The organism is Novosphingobium chloroacetimidivorans (assembly GCF_014204535.1).
Lineage (GTDB): Bacteria > Pseudomonadota > Alphaproteobacteria > Sphingomonadales > Sphingomonadaceae > Novosphingobium > Novosphingobium chloroacetimidivorans.
In genome coordinates this window covers 170040-187383 of the sequence record NZ_JACHLR010000004.1, presented here as the reverse complement: position 1 = coordinate 187383, position 17344 = coordinate 170040, and the positions used below count along the sequence as shown (strand labels likewise).

The following is a 17344-nucleotide window of genomic DNA, read 5'->3' as shown; positions in this document are numbered from 1 at the left end:
GCGCTCAGGCCTGCTCGCGCGCGACTTCGCGCCAGCCGATGTCGCGGCGGCAGAAGCCGGTCAGAAACGCGATCGCATCGACTGCGGCATAGGCCTTGGCCTGCGCCTCGCCGACGCTGGCACCCGTGGCGGTGACGTTGAGCACGCGCCCGCCAGTCGCGGTCAGGACGCCATCGATGCCGAGAGCGGTGCCGGCGTGGAAGACCTTGGCGCCATCCGCCTGCGCGGCGGGAATGCCATCGATGCGGCCGCCCTTCTCCGGCGTTCCGGGATAGCCGTTCGCCGCCATGACCACCGTCAGCGCAACCTCTGGCGAGAAGCGCGGCGGCTGGATCGATCCCAGCCGATTCTGCGCGCACGCCACCAACAGCTCGACCAGGTCGCTCTCCAACCGCATCATCAGCACCTGGCATTCGGGGTCGCCGAAGCGGCAGTTGTACTCGATCAGCTTGGGACCCTCGCGCGTCAGCATCAAGCCGGCGTAGAGCACGCCCGAGTAGGATGAACCTTCGTTCGCCATCGCGCGCACGGTGGGCGTCAGGATGCGCGCCATCGCCTCGCCCTCCAGCGCCGCGGTCAGCACGGGCGCCGGACTGTAGGCACCCATGCCGCCGGTGTTGGGTCCGGTGTCGCCCTCGCCCACGCGCTTGTGGTCCTGCGCCGAGCCGAAGGGGACGATGGTGCTGCCGTCGGTGAGCGCGAAGAAGCTCGCCTCCTCGCCGGTCAGGAACTCCTCGATGACCGCTTCGGCGCCGGCTTCGCCGAAGCGGCCGGAGAAGATCTCGCGCACCGCCTCCTGGGCCTCGGCCATCGACATGGCGACGGTGACCCCCTTGCCCGCGGCGAGGCCGTCCGCCTTGATGACCACCGGAGCGCCGAAGCCCTCGAGCGCCGACAGGCCGTCCGCCTCGTTGCAGACGCGCACATAGGCCGCCGTCGGGATGCCGGCCCGCTCGCACAAGTCCTTGGTGAAGCCCTTGGAGCCTTCGAGCCGAGCCGCGCCACGACTGGGACCGAACACGGACACGCCGGCGCCGCGCAGCGAATCGGCCAAGCCGTCGACCAGGGGCGCTTCCGGGCCGATCACCACCAGCCCGATCGCCTGCGCCTCGCAGAAGGCGATCACGGCGGCGTGGTCCGTCGCGTCGAGGGCAACGCATGTCGCGTGCTCGCCGATGCCCGGATTGCCGGGCGCGGCATAGAGCGTGCCGCAAAGCGGGGATTGCGCCAGCTTCCAGGCGAGCGCATGCTCACGGCCCCCCGATCCCAGCAACAGGATGTTCATGGCTCTGCCTTTCGATGACGACGACTATGGAGACGACCGGAAAGCGCCGCTCCTAGCGAAGGCGGTTCCGGGCGACAACGCCGAGCCGCTGTCGGTCAGCGAACTTTCCGCACGGCTCAAGCGAACGGTGGAGGATCGCTTCGGCTTCGTGCGCCTGCGCGGAGAGCTTTCGGGCGTGAAGCGTGCGGCATCGGGCCACCTGTATTGCTGCCTCAAGGACGACAAGGCGGTGATCGACGGGGTCATGTGGAAGGGCGGCGCGCAGCGGCTCGCGTTCCGGCCCGAGGATGGGGTGGAGGTGATCGCCACCGGCAAGCTGACGACTTATCCCGGCCGCTCCAAGTACCAGATCGTCGTAGAGACGATGGAAATCGCCGGCGAAGGCGCGCTGCTCGCCCTGCTGGAGAAGCTGCGCGCACGGCTGGCGGCGGAAGGCCTGTTCTCCGAGAGCAGCAAGAAGCCGCTGCCGTTCCTGCCCGCCACGATCGGCGTGGTGACATCGCCGACCGGCGCGGTGATTCGCGACATCCTGCACCGCTTGGCAGATCGCTTCCCCAGCCGCGTGCTGGTCTGGCCGGTGCTGGTGCAGGGCGAAGGCGCGGCCGGCCAGGTCGCGGCGGCGGTGCGTGGGTTCTCCGCCATGCCGAGCAACGGCCCCGTGCCGCGCCCCGATCTCGTCATCGTCGCGCGCGGTGGCGGGTCGATCGAGGACTTGTGGTCCTTCAACGAGGAAGTCGTGGTGCGCGCGGTGGCCGAGTGCACGATCCCGATCATCTCCGCCGTCGGGCATGAGACCGACACCACCTTGTGCGACTATGCCGCCGACCGCCGGGCGCCCACGCCGACCGCAGCCGCCGAGATGGCCGTGCCGGTCCGCGCCGAGCTCGGTTCGCAACTGGCCGAACTGGCCTTGCGCAAGCGCCGCTGCGCCCTGCGTCCGGTGGCGCTGGGCCGCGAGCGGCTGGACGCGCGCGTTCGCCACCTCCCCAAGCCCGAAGCCTTGCTGGCGGCCAGGGCGCAGCGGCTCGACGAGGCGAGCGAGCGCCTGCGCCGCGCCTTGCGTGAACGCGCCGCGGGCGCGGGCGCGCGCCTCGATGCGCAAGGCGCGCGCCTCTCGCTGCCCCTGCTGCGTCATCGCGTGGAGCGGGCGGCGGAGCGCCTGGTCCGTGCCGGGCTGACGCCGGCGCTGCTGCAGCGGCAGTTCGATGTCGCCCGCAAGCACTTCGCGCCGGTCGCCCGCGTCCTGCCGCAGCTCGATCCCGACAAGCCGCTGGCGCGCGGGTTCGCGCGGGTGACCACTGCCACGGGCCATACCCTGACCGACAGGGCGCAGGCCGAACGCGAGCCGACACTGACGCTCAAGTTCCGCGACGGCGACCTCACCGTCGTCCCCAATGCCCTGCCCCGCCGCGCCGTGCGGTCGAAGGAGCCCGGTGCGCAGCAGGGCGATTTGTTCTGACCAAGAGCATCTGCTAGATCGAAGCTCATGTTGATGTCCTCTGCCGATCGCCCCGCCACCTTGCGCTATGGCCCCAATGGCTTTCGCGTCCTGAGCCCGGGCAACCATGTGCTCTGCGCCGTCTCGGGCGAGAAGATCCCGCTCGAAGTGCTGCGCTACTGGAGCGGCGAGCGGCAGGAGCCCTACGCGAGCGCCGAGATCGCCACGCGCCGGCTGCTCGGAGCGGCATGAGGAACAGACAAGTGCGGGGAAGACGGCGCGCGATGTCGGACCGTTCACGGGCTCTTGGATCCGTGGCGAGCGGCGTGGCGATCCTGCTCGCCGGCTGCACGGCCTCGCCCCCGTCCGACGTTCCGGCCCCCGCCGGCCCGGCCGAGCCTCCCTCTGCGGTGACCTTCGTGCCGGCGCGCCCATCGACCTTCGCGTTTGCCGGCGAGCTGACGCAAGGCGGCTGGATCAAGGGCACCGTGCCCGCCGGCACGCGCACGCTCGCCTTGGGCGGGCAGCCCATCGCCTTCGCACCGGACGGAAGCTTCTTTGCCGCCTTCGACCGGGACGCGCCGGCCACCTCCACTCTGGTGGCGACGCTGCGCTCTGGCGAGCAGGTGGCGCGCACCTTGTCCATCGCCCCGCGCGCCTGGCGGATCGAGCGCGTCAACATCGCCCGGCGAGAGAACGGACCGACCGAGGCGTTTCTGGCGCTGCGCCGGCCCGAACTCGCCCGGATCGAGGCCGCCCGCACCCGCGTGACCGATGCAGCCGGGTGGCGACAGGACTTCATCTTTCCCGTTAAGGCGCGCATCTCCGGGCGGTTCGGCTCGCAGCGGGTCTATCGCGGCGAGCCTGGCGCCTACCACTCTGGTCTCGACCTGGCGGGCGGCGCGGGCACGACATTCGTGGCGCCCGCCGACGGCGTGGTCATCCTGGCGGCGCAGTCTCCCTTCACGCTGGAAGGAAACCTGCTGATGATCGATCACGGCATGGGCCTCAACAGCGCGTTCCTGCATTGCTCGCAGATCCTGGTGCGCGAGGGCGAGCATGTGCGCCAGGGACAGCCGATCGGACGGATCGGCGCGACCGGCCGCGCCACGGGTCCGCACCTGCACTGGTCGATGAAGTGGAACGATGCGCGGATCGACCCGATCCTGCTCACCGGCCCGATGCAATAGGCGACCGGCGTTCGATCCACGCACGTGGATGCAGCGCCGCCCCGGGCCCACTTCGCCAGATCAGGCCCCAGGGTGCGCCTCCCGGGTTGCACCCTGCGGCCACGGGCCTATCAGGCGATGGTGCGGCGCAACATAGCTCTTGTCTTGCTGATCATCGGCGTCGCGCTGACCACCTGGCTGCGTTCCGAACGCTGGCTGGTGGTGCCCAACGACACCTTGCGCTTCACCGCAATCAAGCTGTCACCCCGTGACGTCGTGAAGGCGCACCTTGGGCCCTTCGAACTGGAGAGCGCCTGGCACATGACGCTGGGCAGCTACAAATTCGGCGGCTACTCGGCCTTGCTCTCGCTTCCCGACGGGCGGCTGCTCGCGATCTCGGACTTCGGCCGCTTCCTGGCCTTCACGCCGCCGGGACAGGGCCAGCACAAGGCTCGGCACGGCAATCTGATACGTGACCCGCGCAACGACAAGCGCAAGGTCGATAGCGAATCGGCCACGCGCGATCCACGCACCGGCACGATCTGGCTCGGCATGGAGTTCCTGAACGGCTTCGTGCGCCTGGGACCAAACTGGGTCGAAAATGGCCGCTCGCAGCCCGAGAGCATGGCCGGCTGGGGCGAGAACTCCGGGGCCGAGGCGATGATCCGCCTTGCCGATGGACGCTTCGTGGCGCTGTCGGAAGGGGCGCGTGAATGGCTCTGGCCGCGCCATCACGACGGCGTGATCTTCTCCGGCGACCCGGTCGCAAAGCCCGCCTCGGGACAGGGCTTCACCTTCGATGGCCCGTCTGCCTTCGATCCGGTGGACATGGCGCAATTGCCCGACGGGCGCGTGCTCGTGCTGATGCGGACGCTGATCTGGCCCCTGCCCGAGCGATTTGCCGGTCGCATCGCCATCGGCGATCCCGCCCGGATCAAATCCGGGGAAACCTGGCACGTCACCGAAGTCGCGCGTCTCGCCTCCACGCTGCCGGTCGACAACTTCGAAGGCATGGCGGTGACACCGCGCGGCGACGGCAAGGTGATCGTGTGGCTGATCTCGGACGACAACCAGACCCGAATCCAGCGCACACTGCTGTGGAAGCTGGTCGTCGATCCCGCGAAGCTGCCGCGCTGAAGCTGCGGCCGCCGCTTCGGAAACTCAGCCCGTCTCGCGTTGTAGGGCCAAGTGGAAGCGGACTATCGCTGACGATATTCAGCCCAGCCGCAAGCCTTCGTCTCGCACGCAAAAAGGCGCGCGGATCGCTCCGCACGCCTCATGTTCGATCTGGAGCGCCCCGCCTTAGCGAAGCGACTCGTTCAGGCCGCTGCCTTCTTCTTCAGCTCGCGCTTCACCTTGAGAGCGCGGGTGCTGAGCTTCTCGTCCGAAGCCTTGAGCAGCCAGTTGTCCAGGCCGCCGTTGTGCTCGACCGAGCGCAGGCCGTGGGTCGAGACGCGGAACTTGAAGCTGCGCTCCAGCCCGTCCGACAGCAGAGTCACGTTCTGCAGGTTGGGCAGGTAGACGCGCTTGGTCTTGTTGTTGGCGTGGCTGACGTTGTGGCCGACTTGACGGCTCTTGCCGGTCAGTTCGCAGATACGGGACATGGGACTTCTCTCGCTCGAATGTCTGTGCCGTGTAAACGGGAAGGCGCGCCCTTAGCGAGTCACCCCGCCGAGGTCAAGTTGTGCACAGGCCGATCGCACGGTAGCGAGAGCCCATGACCCGCTGGCCGCTCCCCCAACCCATGGCGCTCGCACTGGAGCAGGCACGGCTGGCGGCGACCGAGGGCGAGGTGCCCATCGGCGCCGTGGTGGTCAAGGGCGGCGTGGTGATCGCCACCGGACGCAATGCCCCCCGCGCCCGGCACGATCCCACCTCGCATGCCGAGATCGAGGCGATTCGCGCCGCCGCGCAGGTCCTGGCCAACGAGCGGCTGGACGGGTGCGAGCTGTGGGTGACGCTGGAACCTTGCGCGATGTGCGCCGGCGCCATCGTCCATGCACGGATCGCCAAGGTGTATTACGGCGCATCGGATCCGAAGGGCGGGGCGGTGGAGCATGGCGCGCGGGTGTTCGAGCAGCCCCAGTGCCTGCACCGGCCCGAGGTCTACGCCGGAATCGGCGAATCGCAGGCTGCGGATTTGCTGCGAGGGTTCTTTCGCGAGCGCAGATGAAGGATCGTCAAGATCCTCCCCTGCAAGGGGAGGGAGACCGCCAGCAGCGCTGGTGGTGGAGGGGTGTAGCCGTCGCAGTCATGTACTCCGGTGGCGGTGACACCCCTCCGTCACGCACTACGTGCGCGCCACCTCCCCTTGCAGGGGAGTATCTACAGGGTCACAGCCCCCGCCAGATCTTCAGCGGGGTCGTGTCACTGGCGCCCAAGTGCCGCCTGTCGCACTTAACGGGCAGGAAGCGCCTGGAGTAGCAGAGCTGCACCTCGCGCAGCCATCCGGTCCGGCTGAGCTGAACCCCCACCTGCTCGACCTTCCAGGAGGGATTGAGCCGCACGAACGCACGCCGCAAATCGCCTGCGGTCAGATCATCCTGGCGCGACAGGCGGTCGGCATCGGGCCAGCGGATCGAGCGCCACAGGACCGCCGCGACCCGGAAATACTGCGCCGGGCTCTTCGCCATGCAGCTGCCGTGCTTGGCCCACTCGTGCGCCAGCAGCCGCGCCGAAGGCGTCATGCACAGATGCGCCCGCAGATCCTGCATCGAAGGTTGCGGCATAGCGCTGCACCATTGGGGCGAAGGCCCGCGCCGCGCCTCGGGCCAGAGCCCATGCAGCACGAAGCCGAAGCGGCCGTTACGGCCGGAGCATTGCATGGACGCAGTGTCGCCGCTGGTCTTGCAATAGTCGGGCGACCAGCTCGCCGCGAGGGTATAGCCGGCCACCGCCACGCGGCGCGGCGCTCCGTTCGGTGAAGGTACGGCAAATGGCTCGATGCGGCCGGGCGGCGTGCACTGGTAGGCCTGGGCCAAGGTCGGCGACGGCCAGAGCGCGAGCATTGGCACCAGCGCGAGCACCGGCCCCAGCCACCTCACAGCGGCGTGAAGTCCAGGCCGATGTCGGCGGCAGGCGCGCTCTGGGTCAGGCGCCCGACCGAGACGTACGTCACACCGGTGGCCGCGATCGCGCCGATGGTCGAGAGGTTCACGCCGCCCGATGCCTCGGTCGGCACGCGCCCGGCGACCAGGGCCACGGCTTCGCGCAGAGTGTCAGGCCCCATGTTGTCAAGCAGGAGGTGGTCGGCGCCGGCGGCCAGCGCCGGCTCGATCTGCTCGAGGCTGTCGACTTCGCAGATTACTTGCGTGACACCCGTGGCCTTGGCGCGCGAGACCGCAGGCCCGACGCCGCCGGCGACGAGGACATGGTTGTCCTTGATCATCGCCGCATCCCACAGGCCCATGCGGTGATTCCGGGCCCCGCCCATGCGGGTGGCGTATTTCTCCAGGTGACGCAGGCCGGGGATCGTCTTGCGCGTATCCAGCAAGGTCGCATGGCCCGCCATCGCCTGCACGTACTGCGCCGTCATCGTCGCGATCCCGGACAGGTGCTGCACGGTGTTGAGCGCCGACCGCTCCGCCGTCAGCATCGCGCGCGCCTTGCCGGCGAAGCGCATCAGCTGCGAGCCGGCCGCGACCTGCGCGCCCTCCTCGACCAGGATCTCGATCTGCATATCGGGGTCGAGCCGGTGAAAGAACGCGGCAGCGATCGGCAGGCCCGCGACGGTGATCGCATCGCGCGAATCCATCACCCCGGAGAAGCGGGCATCGGCGTCGATCACGCTTTCGGAGGTGACATCGTGCCCGCCGCCCGGCAGCCCGACGCCCAGGTCCTCGTCGAGAGTTGCGGTGACGAACGCGTCGAGGTCGAAGCCGGTCAGGGAAAAGCTCATGGCCGCGTCTTTCGCGCGTGCGGAAGGTTCGCGCAAGCGCCGGCATGCTGCTAGCACGATGCGATGATCCCTTCGCCGCACGCCCCTGCCGCCCCGACATCGCCGCATGGCAAGGGACGCTGGTACACGCTGACTTACGTCCAGGTCCTGATCGCCATCGCGGCTGGAGCGGCCCTGGGCTATTTCGCGCCGCAGACCGGCGAGGCGATGAAGCCCCTGGGCGACGCCTTCATCGCGCTGGTGAAGATGATCATCTCGCCCGTCATCTTCCTGACCATCGTTACCGGCATCGCCGGCATGCGCGATCTGGCGTCGGTCGGGCGCGTGGCGGCCAAGGCGTTCGCCTATTTCCTGTTCTTCTCGACGCTGGCGCTGTTCGTCGGGCTGATCGTCGCCAACGTGCTGCAGCCGGGCGCCGGGCTGAACATCGACCCGGCGACGCTCGATGCCGGCAAGGTCGCGAAATACGGAACTGCGGCGCATGACACCAGCCTGGTCGGTTTTCTCCTCGGCATGATCCCGACCAGCCTGGTCTCGCCGCTGGTGGGCGAGAATATCCTCCAGACGCTGGTGGTGGCGATCCTGTTCGGCGTGGCTCTGCCGATGGTCGGTCCACGCGGGGATCGCATCCTCTCGGTGCTGGAGGACGTGGCGGTGGTCGTCTTCAAGATCGTCGCCATCCTGATGAAGGCAGCGCCGATCGGTGCCTTCGGCGCGATGGCCTTCACCATCGGCAGCTACGGCATCGGTGCGCTGGCCGATCTCATCAAGCTGGTCGCAACGTTCTACCTGACCTCGTTGCTGTTCGTCCTGGGCGTGCTGGGCGCGGTGGGGCTGTGGGCCGGCTTCTCGATCCTGCGGCTGATCGCGTACCTCAAGGCCGAGCTGCTGCTGGTGCTGGGCACCTCCTCGTCCGAAAGCGCCCTGCCGCTGCTGATCGAGAAGATGGAGCACGCCGGCTGCCCGCGCGAGGTCGTCGGGCTGGTGGTGCCGACAGGCTACTCGTTCAATCTCGACGGCACGAACATCTACATGACGCTGGCGGCGCTCTTCATCGCCCAGGCCTGCAACGTGCACCTGCCCTTGTCCGAACAGCTGCTGCTACTGGGCGTGGCGATGATCTCGTCCAAGGGCGCGGCGGGGGTCACCGGGGCCGGCTTCGTGACCCTGGCGGCGACGCTGCAGGTCGTGCCGACGGTGCCGCTGGCCGGCATGACGCTGATCCTGGGCGTCGACCGGTTCATGTCGGAATGCCGCAGCCTGACCAATTTCATCGGCAACGCGGTGGCGGCCGTGGTGGTGTCGAAATGGGAGGGCGGGCTGGACCACGCCAAGCTGGATGCGGCGTTGAAGGGGTAGGGCGACCTCCCGCCTGCCCCGACAAACCCTCGTCATTCCCGCCTTCGCGGGAATGACGAGGGTTTGTCGGGTGAGGTCTTCCTCAGCTCAATGCACGAAGCGGGCGATCACGTCCCTGTACGAGCGACTGACCTTCACCTGCGCCCCCGAATCGAGCACCAGGAAGCACTCGCCATTGGTGTGCGGCTTGACCTGGCGGACCTGGTTCAGGTTGACGATCGTCGAGCGGTGCACGCGCTGGAACACGCGCGGGTCGAGGCGGCGCTCCAGATCCTTCATCGTCTCGCGCAGGATCAGCGAGTTGTCGGCGGTGCGGATGCACATGTAGTCGCCCGCGGCCTCGATATGCTCGATCGAATCGACGTCGATGCGGAAGATCTGGCCGCGATCCTTGATGTTGATCAGCTTCTCGAAGCGGTCTGCACTATGCTCCGCGTCCTCAGGCATGGCATCGATCGCATCGGGCGCCACTTCGGCCAGCACGGTCTTGAGCTTTTCCGCCTCCTCGGCCGAGCGCTTCTCGGCCAGGCGGGTGCGGACCCGGGCAAGCGTGTCGGCCAGCTTGTCGTCCTCCACCGGCTTCATCAGGTAGTTGACGGCGTTCGCCTCGAAGGCGCGGACCGCGTGTTCCTGGTAGGCGGTGACGAAGACGAACAGCGGCGGCTCGATCTCCATCACGCCCTTCACCACCGAGAAGCCGTCGAACCCGGGCATCTGGATGTCGAGGAAGACGAGATCGGGCTTTTCCGTCTTGATCTTGCGGATCGCCTCGCGTCCGTTGGAGCAGGTGTCGATGATCTCGACGTCGGTGTATTTCTCCAAGCGCAGCTGGAGGCCCTGGATGGCGAGCTTCTCGTCATCGACGAGGATGGTACGGATAGTCATGCAGTGAAATCTCCGGCGCTCGAACGCGCGGTCTCCATCAAGGTTTCAGCTTGAACGGCAGATGACGCAGGTCCGGCGAATGCATGCGGCAGTGTATCAGCGCGAACCCGTCGCGGCGAGTCGAGGAACAGGTATGGCCTCCTCGCCAGCTTCGGTACGCTCGAACGGAAGTTCTATGACGACGGCGAACCCGCCTTCGGGGGGCTCGATCGTTTCGAAGCGATGGTCTTCCCCATAGGCCTGGGACAGGCGATCGCGAATGTTGGACAATCCCACTCCGGTCGAAACCGGCTCCCCTCCATCGTACGTCATGCCCGAGAGCCTGTTGTCCGTGGTGGAGGTTTGCAAGCCCGGGCCGGTGTCCGAGACGACGATGCGAAGCGTCGAACCGATGAGTTGCGTGGTGATGGTGATCTCCGCGCCCGACTCCTGCTGGCTGACCGCATACTTGATCGCGTTCTCGACCAGCGGCTGGAGCAGGAGCGAGGGCAACAGGCCCGGCTCTGTCTCCGGCGCGATGTCGAACGTGGTGCGCAGCCGCTCCTCGAACCGCATGCGCTCGATATCGAGGTAGAGCTTGAGCGTTTCCACTTCCTGCACCACCGTCACGCGTGCCGATGGCTTGTTGACCAGCGTGTAGCGCAGGAACGAGGACAGGCGGCTGAGCATCGCGTTGGCCGGTTCGGTCTGCTTGAGCAGCACCAGCGTGGAGATCGAGTTCAGGGTGTTGAACAGGAAATGCGGGTTCAGCTGGTAGCGCAGCATGGCCAGCTGCGCTTGCGTGGCCTGGTTCTCCAGCCGCAGCAGCTGGTCGTTCTGTTCTTCCACCGTCAGGTAGAAGTTGATCGCGTAGTATAGCGCGGACCAAGCGCCCAGCAGCGTCGCGTCGTAGTAGAAATAGCCGATGAACAGCTGCGCGAAGCTCGCGTCCGATTCGGCGCGATAGAGCCAGATCACCCAGGCATCAACGAAGGCGTACAAGCCCACCGCAACCGGGATCGCCAGCACCGTCACGCCCCAGGTCAGCAGCGGCTGGCGCCCGATTAGCTGGCGGAAGATGACCGCGAGCACCAGCGAGATCGAGAAGCCGGTGACGGTGCCGATCAGGACGATGACCAGGAACGTCAGCGCCTGGTCGTTGGCGATCGCCGACATCGCGCGCAGCAGCATGGCGCCCGCCCAGCCGACCGCCTGCAGGCGCCAGAACGCCTGGTTCTTGTTCGCGAAGAACGGGATAGGCTTGATCGGAAGCACGGCCATTGCAGCGGTTCGTAGCGCAGATGGAGAGCGGTGGGAATCCTTTGGGTCATCGTCGTTCAGGCAGTCGCGACCGTCGGTACAGTCACACCCTCGTCATTCCCGCCTTCGCGGGAATGACGAAAAAAGAGGAAGACAATCCAGCTTCAGCTCTTGCGCGCCGCCTTGATCGCCTCGGCCAGCCTGTCGGTTCCGACGGCACCCGAGATCAGCTCGTCGCCCGCAACCCAGCTGGGCGTGCCGCCGAAGCCGAGCTTTTGCGCCAGCGCCAGGTTGCGCTGGATCTCTTCCGCGACCGGCGCACTCGCCGCGACCTTGCGCGCGCGCTCCAGATCCAGACCCGCGGCGCTCGCCGCCGTTTCGATCGCGGCAGGGTCGAGCTGTCCGGCCGAGAACATCGCATCGTGGAACTGCGGGTACTTGCCCTGCTCCGCCGCGGCGAGCGCCATCTTCGCCGCCGCCGCACTGTGCGGGCTGATGATCGGCAGTTCGCGAATGACGATCTTGAGGTCGGGATTGGCCTTCGCCAGCGCGGCGATGTCTCCCACCGACTTGCGGCAATAGCCACAGGCGAAGTCGGTGAACTCGACCAGCGTCACCGAACCGCGCGGGTTGCCCAGCACCGCGCCGGGGAACGGTGCCTCGACCGGGGTGCGCACTTGCGCCAGCTGGGTGCGCCCCTGGTTGCGCTGCAGGTTGTCCATCGCCTCAGGCAGGATCTCGGGATGCTCGAGAATGTAGGAGCGCACGATCTGCTCCACCGCGGCGCGATCGGCCACGGGGGCGAACTGGCGATGCGCGAACCAGCCGCCCAGCGCGGCGAGCACGATCGCGCCCGCGACGAGCACCGTGCGCCGGCGACCAGCGGCTGTCTTGTCCTGCGTCGATGTCATGGGCGGGGCCTACTTGCGTTTGCGGGTGCGTTCAACTTCGGCGCGGGCCTGGAACTCGATGTCCTGCGCCCGCAGCCAGTCGGGCGAGCCTTCCGGCAGGCCCAGCTGTGCCGCCCGCGCGCTTGCCAGCGCTTCCTCCATCCGGCCGCTGAGCACCTGCTGTTCGGCGCTGGCGAGCCGCGCGCGGGGCATGTCGCCCTGGTTGGCGTAGATGACGCCCAGCTGGTACCAGGCGAACGGATTCTCCCGATCCCGCGATACGGCCGCGCGCAGCACGGTCTGGGCTTCGGCGAAGTTCTTGCGATCCTCGGTGGCGATCAGGGCATGGCCGAAGAGCGTCGCGATCAGCGGCTGGTTGCCGGTCAGTTCCGTCGCGCGGCGCAGCGGCGCCAGGGCCTCGGGCGGCTTGCCCGCCTCAAGCAGGATCTGGCCCTTGAGTTCCAGAAAATACGGGTCGTCCGGCGCGGTCAGAAGCAGCGCATCGGCTTCCGCGGTCGCGCGGTCGAGCTGCGAATCCTTGTGGTAGGCGTAGGCCCGCGCATAGTGCGCCGGCACCGAGTTGTCGGTCGGCGGATAAGTCCGCAAGGTGTCGCGCGGCTCTGCCAGGAAGCCGAACAGCTTGGCCTTCACCCGGGTGAAGCGCGCTTCGATGGCCGGGTCGCTCGGCTTGTTCCACGCGGGATCGGCCTCGTAAGTATCCGTCAGCGTCGTGATGCGGTCGGCCGTCATCGGGTGAGTCGAGTAGAACTCGTCGCCGTCCGCCGGACGATAGCCGTGGCGGAACTCCAGGTTCTGCAGCTTCTTGAAGAACTCCAGCGAGCCCTTGCCGGTGATCCCCGCCTTGGAAAGGTAGGATGCGCCGGCGGCATCGGCGCTGGCCTCCTGCGAGCGGTTGTAGGCGAGGAACTTGCCCATCGCCGCCTGCTGCCCCGCCATCAGCACGCCCATGGCGGCCTCGCCTCCGCCGGCCGCCGCGGCCGCCGCGCCGAGCAGGAGCGAGAGCAGGCTGATGTTCGTCGCGCCCGCCGCACCCTGGTTCAGCACCGCATGGCCACCGACCACGTGGCCCAGCTCGTGCGCGACCACGCCCTGTACCTCGTTGGCATTGTCCGCCTCGTTGATCAGGCCCGAGTTGACGTAGACCGCCTGCCCGCCCGCCACGAAGGCGTTCACGCTCGGATCGTTGATGAGGACGATGTCTACGTTCTTGGGATCGAGCCCGGTCTGGGCGATGATCGGGCGCGACATGTCGCGGAACAGCGCCTCGGTTTCCGCGTCGCGCAGGATCGATTGCGCCATCGCCGGCACGGAGGCTAGCAGCGCCATGGGGGCAAGCAAATAGGCGGAAAGCCGAGGCAAACGCATCGAGCAAAGCCTAGGGCGCGCAGGCGTGAACCGATGCTGAAGGGTTGAGGTCGTCACGGCGACGGTCATGCCTTGGCACAGGCTGCGCGTCGACCCGCTTATGCGTCGCCGAAACTCCGCGCCGCGCGCTCGAGCAGGCGTATGTCGTGCGGCACTTCGCCCAGCACGATGATCTGGCCGTCGGGCGCGCGCCGGGCGATCAGGAGCGTGAACTCCTCGCCATGCGCCGGCAGACTGGCGAGTGGACGCTCGGGCAACGCGCGTAGCGCCTCGTGCCAGCCTGGCGCATACGGCGGCAGTTCCGCTTCATCCTTTGCATGAGGGGTCGACCGAAAGAAGTCCGTCCGCTCCCCGACCGATTTGCCGGCCCAGTCGGCGCCTCCCTCCGGATCGAGGCGCAAACGCCGCAGCGGCTCGTAGGATTCGGCGATCTCCCGCTGGAGCGCGGTGGCGACGCGGGCGTCGAGCACTTCCTTCCAGTTGATCACGCACAGCACCTGATCGATCTCGGCATCGTCGCGCGAGAACGGCAAGAGGATGCCGCGATACAGGATCGTCGCTCCGCGCCAGTTGACGAACTCGGCCTCGAACCCAACCGGGGCGTTGCTGGCGAAGACCGGCCGGTAGTGGTTCGCGATACGCGACAAGAGCGAGTGGGACGGCGCCTGACTGAGGCAACCGGGGGCACCGGAGAGCCCGCATTCCGCGACCATGGCATGGCCGACATGGCGCAGCTTGGGATCCTCGCGGTCTTCCCCGACATCCAGCAGCACGCAGTGCCCGGCAAAATCCGGCAGGGTCTGCAGATCGAGCGCTTCGCTGGCGGGGAACTGCCGCTCACCCAGCAGCGCTGCCCAGAAGTTGTAGGCGCGGACCTGAAGCCGGCGCTCCGCCTGGCCGACGGCAAAGGGGAGCGGTTCGCGTCCGGTGTGCTCGTCCTCGATCGCATGGTCACTGCCAAGACGATCGGCAAGACGATCGGCAAGGCTGTCGCCAAGGTCCGCTAATTGGCCGCGCAAGCTGTCCATGACATATTCCTAGGTCCGATGCGGACAACGCCTTCTCAATCCTCGTGGTGAACAAGTGGTAAACGCGCACCCAGGTGGGGTCAGTCGCGGATCACACCCTCGCCCGGCCGGGGCAGCGGCGCCACGAACCTCAACAGCAAGAACGACACGATCAGGAACACCGATCCGGCATGCAGCGTGAAGGGCAGCCCGCGTAGATCGGCAAGCGCCCCCCATGCCCAGGAGCCCAGCGCCATGCCCCCGAACGTCACCGCCTGGTAGATCGACAGGCACCGCCCGAGGATCGCATCGGGCGAGCGCAGCTGCACCGCCGTGTTGATGCTCGTCAGGATCATGACCCATCCCGCCCCGCCGACAAAGGCCGCGGGCAGCGCGAACCAGACGACCTGCACTTCGGCCAGCAGCGACAGCACGAACACGAACATGATCGAGCCAAGCAGTAGGATGCCCTCCAGCTTCAGCTTGCGCCGCAGCGGCCCGACGAACGGTGCGGTGACGATCGATCCGATGCCGAACAGGCCGAGCATGAGGCCGAACTGGAACTCGTCGCCATGCAGCTGATCGCTGACGATGGTCGGCAGCAGCGCCTGGTAGGCCGCCAGGCTGAAGCCGAGGCTCAGCCCGCGGACCAGGATGCGGCGCAGCGGCTGCGAGCCGGCGCAGAAGCGAATCCCCACACCGACAGCGGGCAGAATAGGCCGGCGATCGATCGCCCGCGCCTCCGGCTTCCACCAGAGCAGCACGCCGATAAGGCCGATGTAGCTCACGGCATTGATCAGGAAGGCGAAGGGCGGGCCCCAGATGGACAGCAGGACGCCGCCCAGCGCCGGACCGACGCTGCGGGCGATGTTGAAAGAGATCGAATTCAGCGCGATCGCCTGCGGCAGTTGCCTGGTGTCCACCTGCTGGCGCACCGAGGCTTGCCAGGCGGGCGAATTCAGCGCCGTGCCGATGCCCATCGTCAGCGTGAAGGCGAGCAGCAGGACCGGGTTGATCCAGCCGGCATAGGTCATCGCCGCCAGGGCGCTCGACACGATCAGCATGCCGATCTGCGCCGCGAGCATGACCTGGCGCCGGTCGTAGTTGTCCGCGATCGCTCCGGCGAAGACGCCGAACAGCATGATCGGGACCGTTGCCGAGGATTGCACCAGCGCCACCAGTTGATGCGAGGTGGTGAGCTCGGTCATCATCCAGGCTGCCGCGATCGACTGGATCGTGCCGCCGATGTTGGAGAACAGGTTGGCGATCCAGATCGCGCGGAAGACGGGATAGCGGAACGGAGAGAATGTCCCGGTGCCCGGCGCCGGACCGCCTGGATCGAGAGCCCCGCTGGTCAGGGACGATTTCGCGAGAGGAGATTTCGCGTCGGGCACCCGATTCGGGTACGGCGCAACGGTCCGTCCCGCAAGCTCAGAACAAGTAGCGCATCTTGATCGTGAGATGCTCGCCAAAGCCGTTCACCGGGAACGCCGCGCTGTCGAAACGGGGCGGCCCCATGACCACCGGCGCGTCTTGCGAGAAGCCGAAACCCTCGCGCGGGATCATCAGCCGCTTGTCGAGCTTGCCATTGGCGTTCTCGTCATGGATCAAGGCGATGGCATATCGCCCTGCCGTGACCTTGCCGAAATCGAGCGCGGGGGCCGTGGCGGGCACGATCAGGCGCTTGGCGGCAGGATCGTTCTGGCAGTTGGGGAACGTATCGGGGCGCATCGTCAGGCAGGCGAGGATGTGGCCCTTGGCAGAGCGCAGGCCGGTCACCGAGGCACTGACGTCGGTGCTGGGCTGGACCGCGCCGACGAGCGCCGGCAGCGCCGCAGCGGCAATCAGGGCCGCGACAGTCCGCGATCGGTCGCGCAAAGGTGATCCCAGAAGCGAAAATAGAGGCCGTAGTTGCATTTGTACTGCTCGTGATGGCGCTGATGGTGACTGGCGGTTATCAGCCAGTGTCCCAACGACGAATGAATCAGCCAACGCGGGAACATTTCCCACCCCATGTGGTTGGTTATGCCCATTATCGTCATCACGAGCAAGACAATGCCGAGCATGGCGACGTGAATCGGCACCAGGGACACCAGCGCAGGCACGACCACGGCGCCGGTGACCGCCTCCAGGGGGTGGAAGCTCATCGCCGCCCAGGCCGTCGGCGGACGGCTGGCGTGGTGCACCGAATGCGCCGCGGCGAAGACCCTGGGCCGGTGCATCCAGCGGTGCGTCCAGTAGAACCAGGTGTCGTGCAGGAACAGGTACACGAGCAGCGAGAGCGGCAGGTACCATAGCGGATAGGCATGAACGTCGGTGTAGATTCGTGTCCAGCCATGGGCGTGCCAGCCCCAGGCGACCACGCCGGCAGGCACGCCGTAGATCGCGGCGGAGAGCAACGACCACCTGAGTTCGCTGCCGATCTGCTGGTTCATGCCACGATAGAGGCCCGGCCGAACGCGCGAGGTGATCCAGGCGAACAGCCCGCTGGTCAGCAGGTAGCGCACACCGACGATCGCCGTCATCGCGAGGGCGGAGAGCAGGACTGCGGAGAGGCCTTCGGACATGGGTGGCCTTATGCCTGTGGCAACGCGGAAGGACCAGAGGCCCGTGTCGAGCACCGCGCTTGGTGTCGTAGCGCTTGATCGTCGGGACAGCGTCGTCCCGGGCTCGACCCGGGACCGGTTACGCCATTCCGCCCGTCATCAGTAAGACACCGTCGTCGCCGGCCTCGCAGCAAGGTTCATCGCTGCCGAAACCGGTCCCGGGTCGAGCCCGGGAAGACGAT

General features: G+C 67.5%; 18 protein-coding genes. 6 read left to right on the top strand and 12 right to left on the bottom strand.

The genetic code is table 11. The annotated features are described in order from the left end of the window. Positions 1-4: 4 nt before the first annotated feature. On the bottom strand, positions 5-1285 hold the full coding sequence (purD, locus tag HNO88_RS06450; RefSeq protein ID WP_184243281.1) for a phosphoribosylamine--glycine ligase: 1281 nt from the start codon (positions 1283-1285) through the stop codon (positions 5-7). Here purD and xseA point away from each other — a divergent pair. The 4 genes from xseA to HNO88_RS06430 all read left to right on the top strand — a co-directional run bounded on the left by xseA (position 1284) and on the right by HNO88_RS06430 (position 5029). Next, positions 1284-2744 (top strand): exodeoxyribonuclease VII large subunit, encoded by a 1461-nt coding sequence (xseA, locus tag HNO88_RS06445; protein ID WP_376768756.1) that lies wholly within the window; start codon positions 1284-1286, stop codon positions 2742-2744. The genes purD and xseA overlap by 2 nt on opposite strands. Before the next feature lie 27 nt (positions 2745-2771). Continuing rightward, positions 2772-2975, top strand: a complete 204-nt coding sequence (locus tag HNO88_RS06440; protein WP_184243278.1) for a DUF2093 domain-containing protein — start codon at positions 2772-2774, stop codon at positions 2973-2975. 32 nt (positions 2976-3007) lie between these two features. After that, the gene (locus HNO88_RS06435; protein ID WP_184243276.1) at positions 3008-3913 is read left to right on the top strand and encodes a M23 family metallopeptidase; all 906 of its coding nucleotides are present in this window, start codon (positions 3008-3010) and stop codon (positions 3911-3913) included. Positions 3914-4057: 144 nt separating this feature from the next. Further along, a complete protein-coding gene (locus HNO88_RS06430; protein ID WP_246381236.1) occupies positions 4058-5029 on the top strand; it encodes an esterase-like activity of phytase family protein in 972 nt (323 codons plus the stop codon). A 182-nt stretch (positions 5030-5211) separates the two neighbouring features. Here HNO88_RS06430 and rpmB read toward each other — a convergent pair whose 3' ends face one another. Further along, positions 5212-5496: a 50S ribosomal protein L28 gene (gene rpmB / locus HNO88_RS06425; RefSeq protein WP_184243272.1), complete on the bottom strand. Its 285-nt coding sequence runs from the start codon at positions 5494-5496 to the stop codon at positions 5212-5214. A gap of 113 nt (positions 5497-5609) precedes the next feature. Between rpmB and HNO88_RS06420 the strand changes: the two genes are divergently transcribed. Beyond that, a complete protein-coding gene (locus tag HNO88_RS06420; protein ID WP_184243270.1) occupies positions 5610-6065 on the top strand; it encodes a nucleoside deaminase in 456 nt (151 codons plus the stop codon). 160 nt (positions 6066-6225) lie between these two features. On the opposite strand, the gene HNO88_RS06415 is transcribed toward HNO88_RS06420, so the two are convergent. Next, on the bottom strand, positions 6226-6936 hold the full coding sequence (locus tag HNO88_RS06415; RefSeq protein WP_312857005.1) for a ribonuclease T2 family protein: 711 nt from the start codon (positions 6934-6936) through the stop codon (positions 6226-6228). Further along, complete coding sequence (gene nadC, locus HNO88_RS06410) at positions 6933-7790, bottom strand: carboxylating nicotinate-nucleotide diphosphorylase (protein WP_184243268.1); 858 nt, start codon at positions 7788-7790, stop codon at positions 6933-6935. Before nadC ends, HNO88_RS06415 begins: the two co-directional genes overlap by 4 nt. Before the next feature lie 63 nt (positions 7791-7853). On the opposite strand from nadC, the gene dctA reads away from it, so the two are divergent. Then, a complete protein-coding gene (gene dctA / locus HNO88_RS06405) occupies positions 7854-9149 on the top strand; it encodes a C4-dicarboxylate transporter DctA (RefSeq protein ID WP_184243266.1) in 1296 nt (431 codons plus the stop codon). 87 nt (positions 9150-9236) lie between these two features. Here the strand turns inward: dctA and HNO88_RS06400 are convergent, their stop codons facing one another. From HNO88_RS06400 to HNO88_RS06365, 8 genes are all read right to left on the bottom strand, one after another. Beyond that, a complete protein-coding gene (locus tag HNO88_RS06400; protein WP_184243264.1) occupies positions 9237-10034 on the bottom strand; it encodes a LytR/AlgR family response regulator transcription factor in 798 nt (265 codons plus the stop codon). Between the two features lie 96 nt (positions 10035-10130). Then, on the bottom strand, positions 10131-11294 hold the full coding sequence (locus HNO88_RS06395) for a sensor histidine kinase (protein ID WP_184243262.1): 1164 nt from the start codon (positions 11292-11294) through the stop codon (positions 10131-10133). A 143-nt stretch (positions 11295-11437) separates the two neighbouring features. Then, the gene (locus HNO88_RS06390; RefSeq protein ID WP_184243260.1) at positions 11438-12184 is read right to left on the bottom strand and encodes a DsbA family protein; all 747 of its coding nucleotides are present in this window, start codon (positions 12182-12184) and stop codon (positions 11438-11440) included. A gap of 9 nt (positions 12185-12193) precedes the next feature. After that, positions 12194-13510 carry a M48 family metalloprotease gene (locus HNO88_RS06385; RefSeq protein ID WP_376768755.1) on the bottom strand — a complete coding sequence of 439 codons (1317 nt, stop codon included), beginning with the start codon at positions 13508-13510 and terminating at the stop codon, positions 12194-12196. A 137-nt stretch (positions 13511-13647) separates the two neighbouring features. Beyond that, a complete protein-coding gene (locus HNO88_RS06380; RefSeq protein WP_184243255.1) occupies positions 13648-14577 on the bottom strand; it encodes a PAS domain-containing protein in 930 nt (309 codons plus the stop codon). Between the two features lie 80 nt (positions 14578-14657). Next, positions 14658-15914: an MFS transporter gene (locus HNO88_RS06375; protein WP_221419869.1), complete on the bottom strand. Its 1257-nt coding sequence runs from the start codon at positions 15912-15914 to the stop codon at positions 14658-14660. Between the two features lie 73 nt (positions 15915-15987). Then, on the bottom strand, positions 15988-16434 hold the full coding sequence (locus HNO88_RS06370) for a DUF2141 domain-containing protein (protein WP_246381235.1): 447 nt from the start codon (positions 16432-16434) through the stop codon (positions 15988-15990). After that, on the bottom strand, positions 16401-17123 hold the full coding sequence (locus HNO88_RS06365) for a sterol desaturase family protein (protein WP_184243251.1): 723 nt from the start codon (positions 17121-17123) through the stop codon (positions 16401-16403). Before HNO88_RS06365 ends, HNO88_RS06370 begins: the two co-directional genes overlap by 34 nt. Positions 17124-17344 lie beyond the last annotated feature (221 nt).

What these genes read in the sequence shown, in the direction of transcription:
- xseA (WP_376768756.1), top strand. Translation starts at nt 1,284, where the DNA reads ATGGCTCTGCCTTTCGATGACGACGACTATGGAGACGACCGGAAAGCG.
- purD (WP_184243281.1), bottom strand. Translation starts at nt 1,285, where the DNA reads ATGAACATCCTGTTGCTGGGATCGGGGGGCCGTGAGCATGCGCTCGCC.
- HNO88_RS06440 (WP_184243278.1), top strand. Translation starts at nt 2,772, where the DNA reads ATGTTGATGTCCTCTGCCGATCGCCCCGCCACCTTGCGCTATGGCCCC.
- HNO88_RS06435 (WP_184243276.1), top strand. Translation starts at nt 3,008, where the DNA reads ATGTCGGACCGTTCACGGGCTCTTGGATCCGTGGCGAGCGGCGTGGCG.
- rpmB (WP_184243272.1), bottom strand. Translation starts at nt 5,496, where the DNA reads ATGTCCCGTATCTGCGAACTGACCGGCAAGAGCCGTCAAGTCGGCCAC.
- HNO88_RS06420 (WP_184243270.1), top strand. Translation starts at nt 5,610, where the DNA reads ATGACCCGCTGGCCGCTCCCCCAACCCATGGCGCTCGCACTGGAGCAG.
- nadC (WP_184243268.1), bottom strand. Translation starts at nt 7,790, where the DNA reads ATGAGCTTTTCCCTGACCGGCTTCGACCTCGACGCGTTCGTCACCGCA.
- dctA (WP_184243266.1), top strand. Translation starts at nt 7,854, where the DNA reads ATGATCCCTTCGCCGCACGCCCCTGCCGCCCCGACATCGCCGCATGGC.
- HNO88_RS06400 (WP_184243264.1), bottom strand. Translation starts at nt 10,034, where the DNA reads ATGACTATCCGTACCATCCTCGTCGATGACGAGAAGCTCGCCATCCAG.
- HNO88_RS06395 (WP_184243262.1), bottom strand. Translation starts at nt 11,294, where the DNA reads ATGGCCGTGCTTCCGATCAAGCCTATCCCGTTCTTCGCGAACAAGAAC.
- HNO88_RS06390 (WP_184243260.1), bottom strand. Translation starts at nt 12,184, where the DNA reads ATGACATCGACGCAGGACAAGACAGCCGCTGGTCGCCGGCGCACGGTG.
- HNO88_RS06385 (WP_376768755.1), bottom strand. Translation starts at nt 13,510, where the DNA reads ATGGCGCTGCTAGCCTCCGTGCCGGCGATGGCGCAATCGATCCTGCGC.
- HNO88_RS06380 (WP_184243255.1), bottom strand. Translation starts at nt 14,577, where the DNA reads ATGGACAGCTTGCGCGGCCAATTAGCGGACCTTGGCGACAGCCTTGCC.
- HNO88_RS06365 (WP_184243251.1), bottom strand. Translation starts at nt 17,123, where the DNA reads ATGTCCGAAGGCCTCTCCGCAGTCCTGCTCTCCGCCCTCGCGATGACG.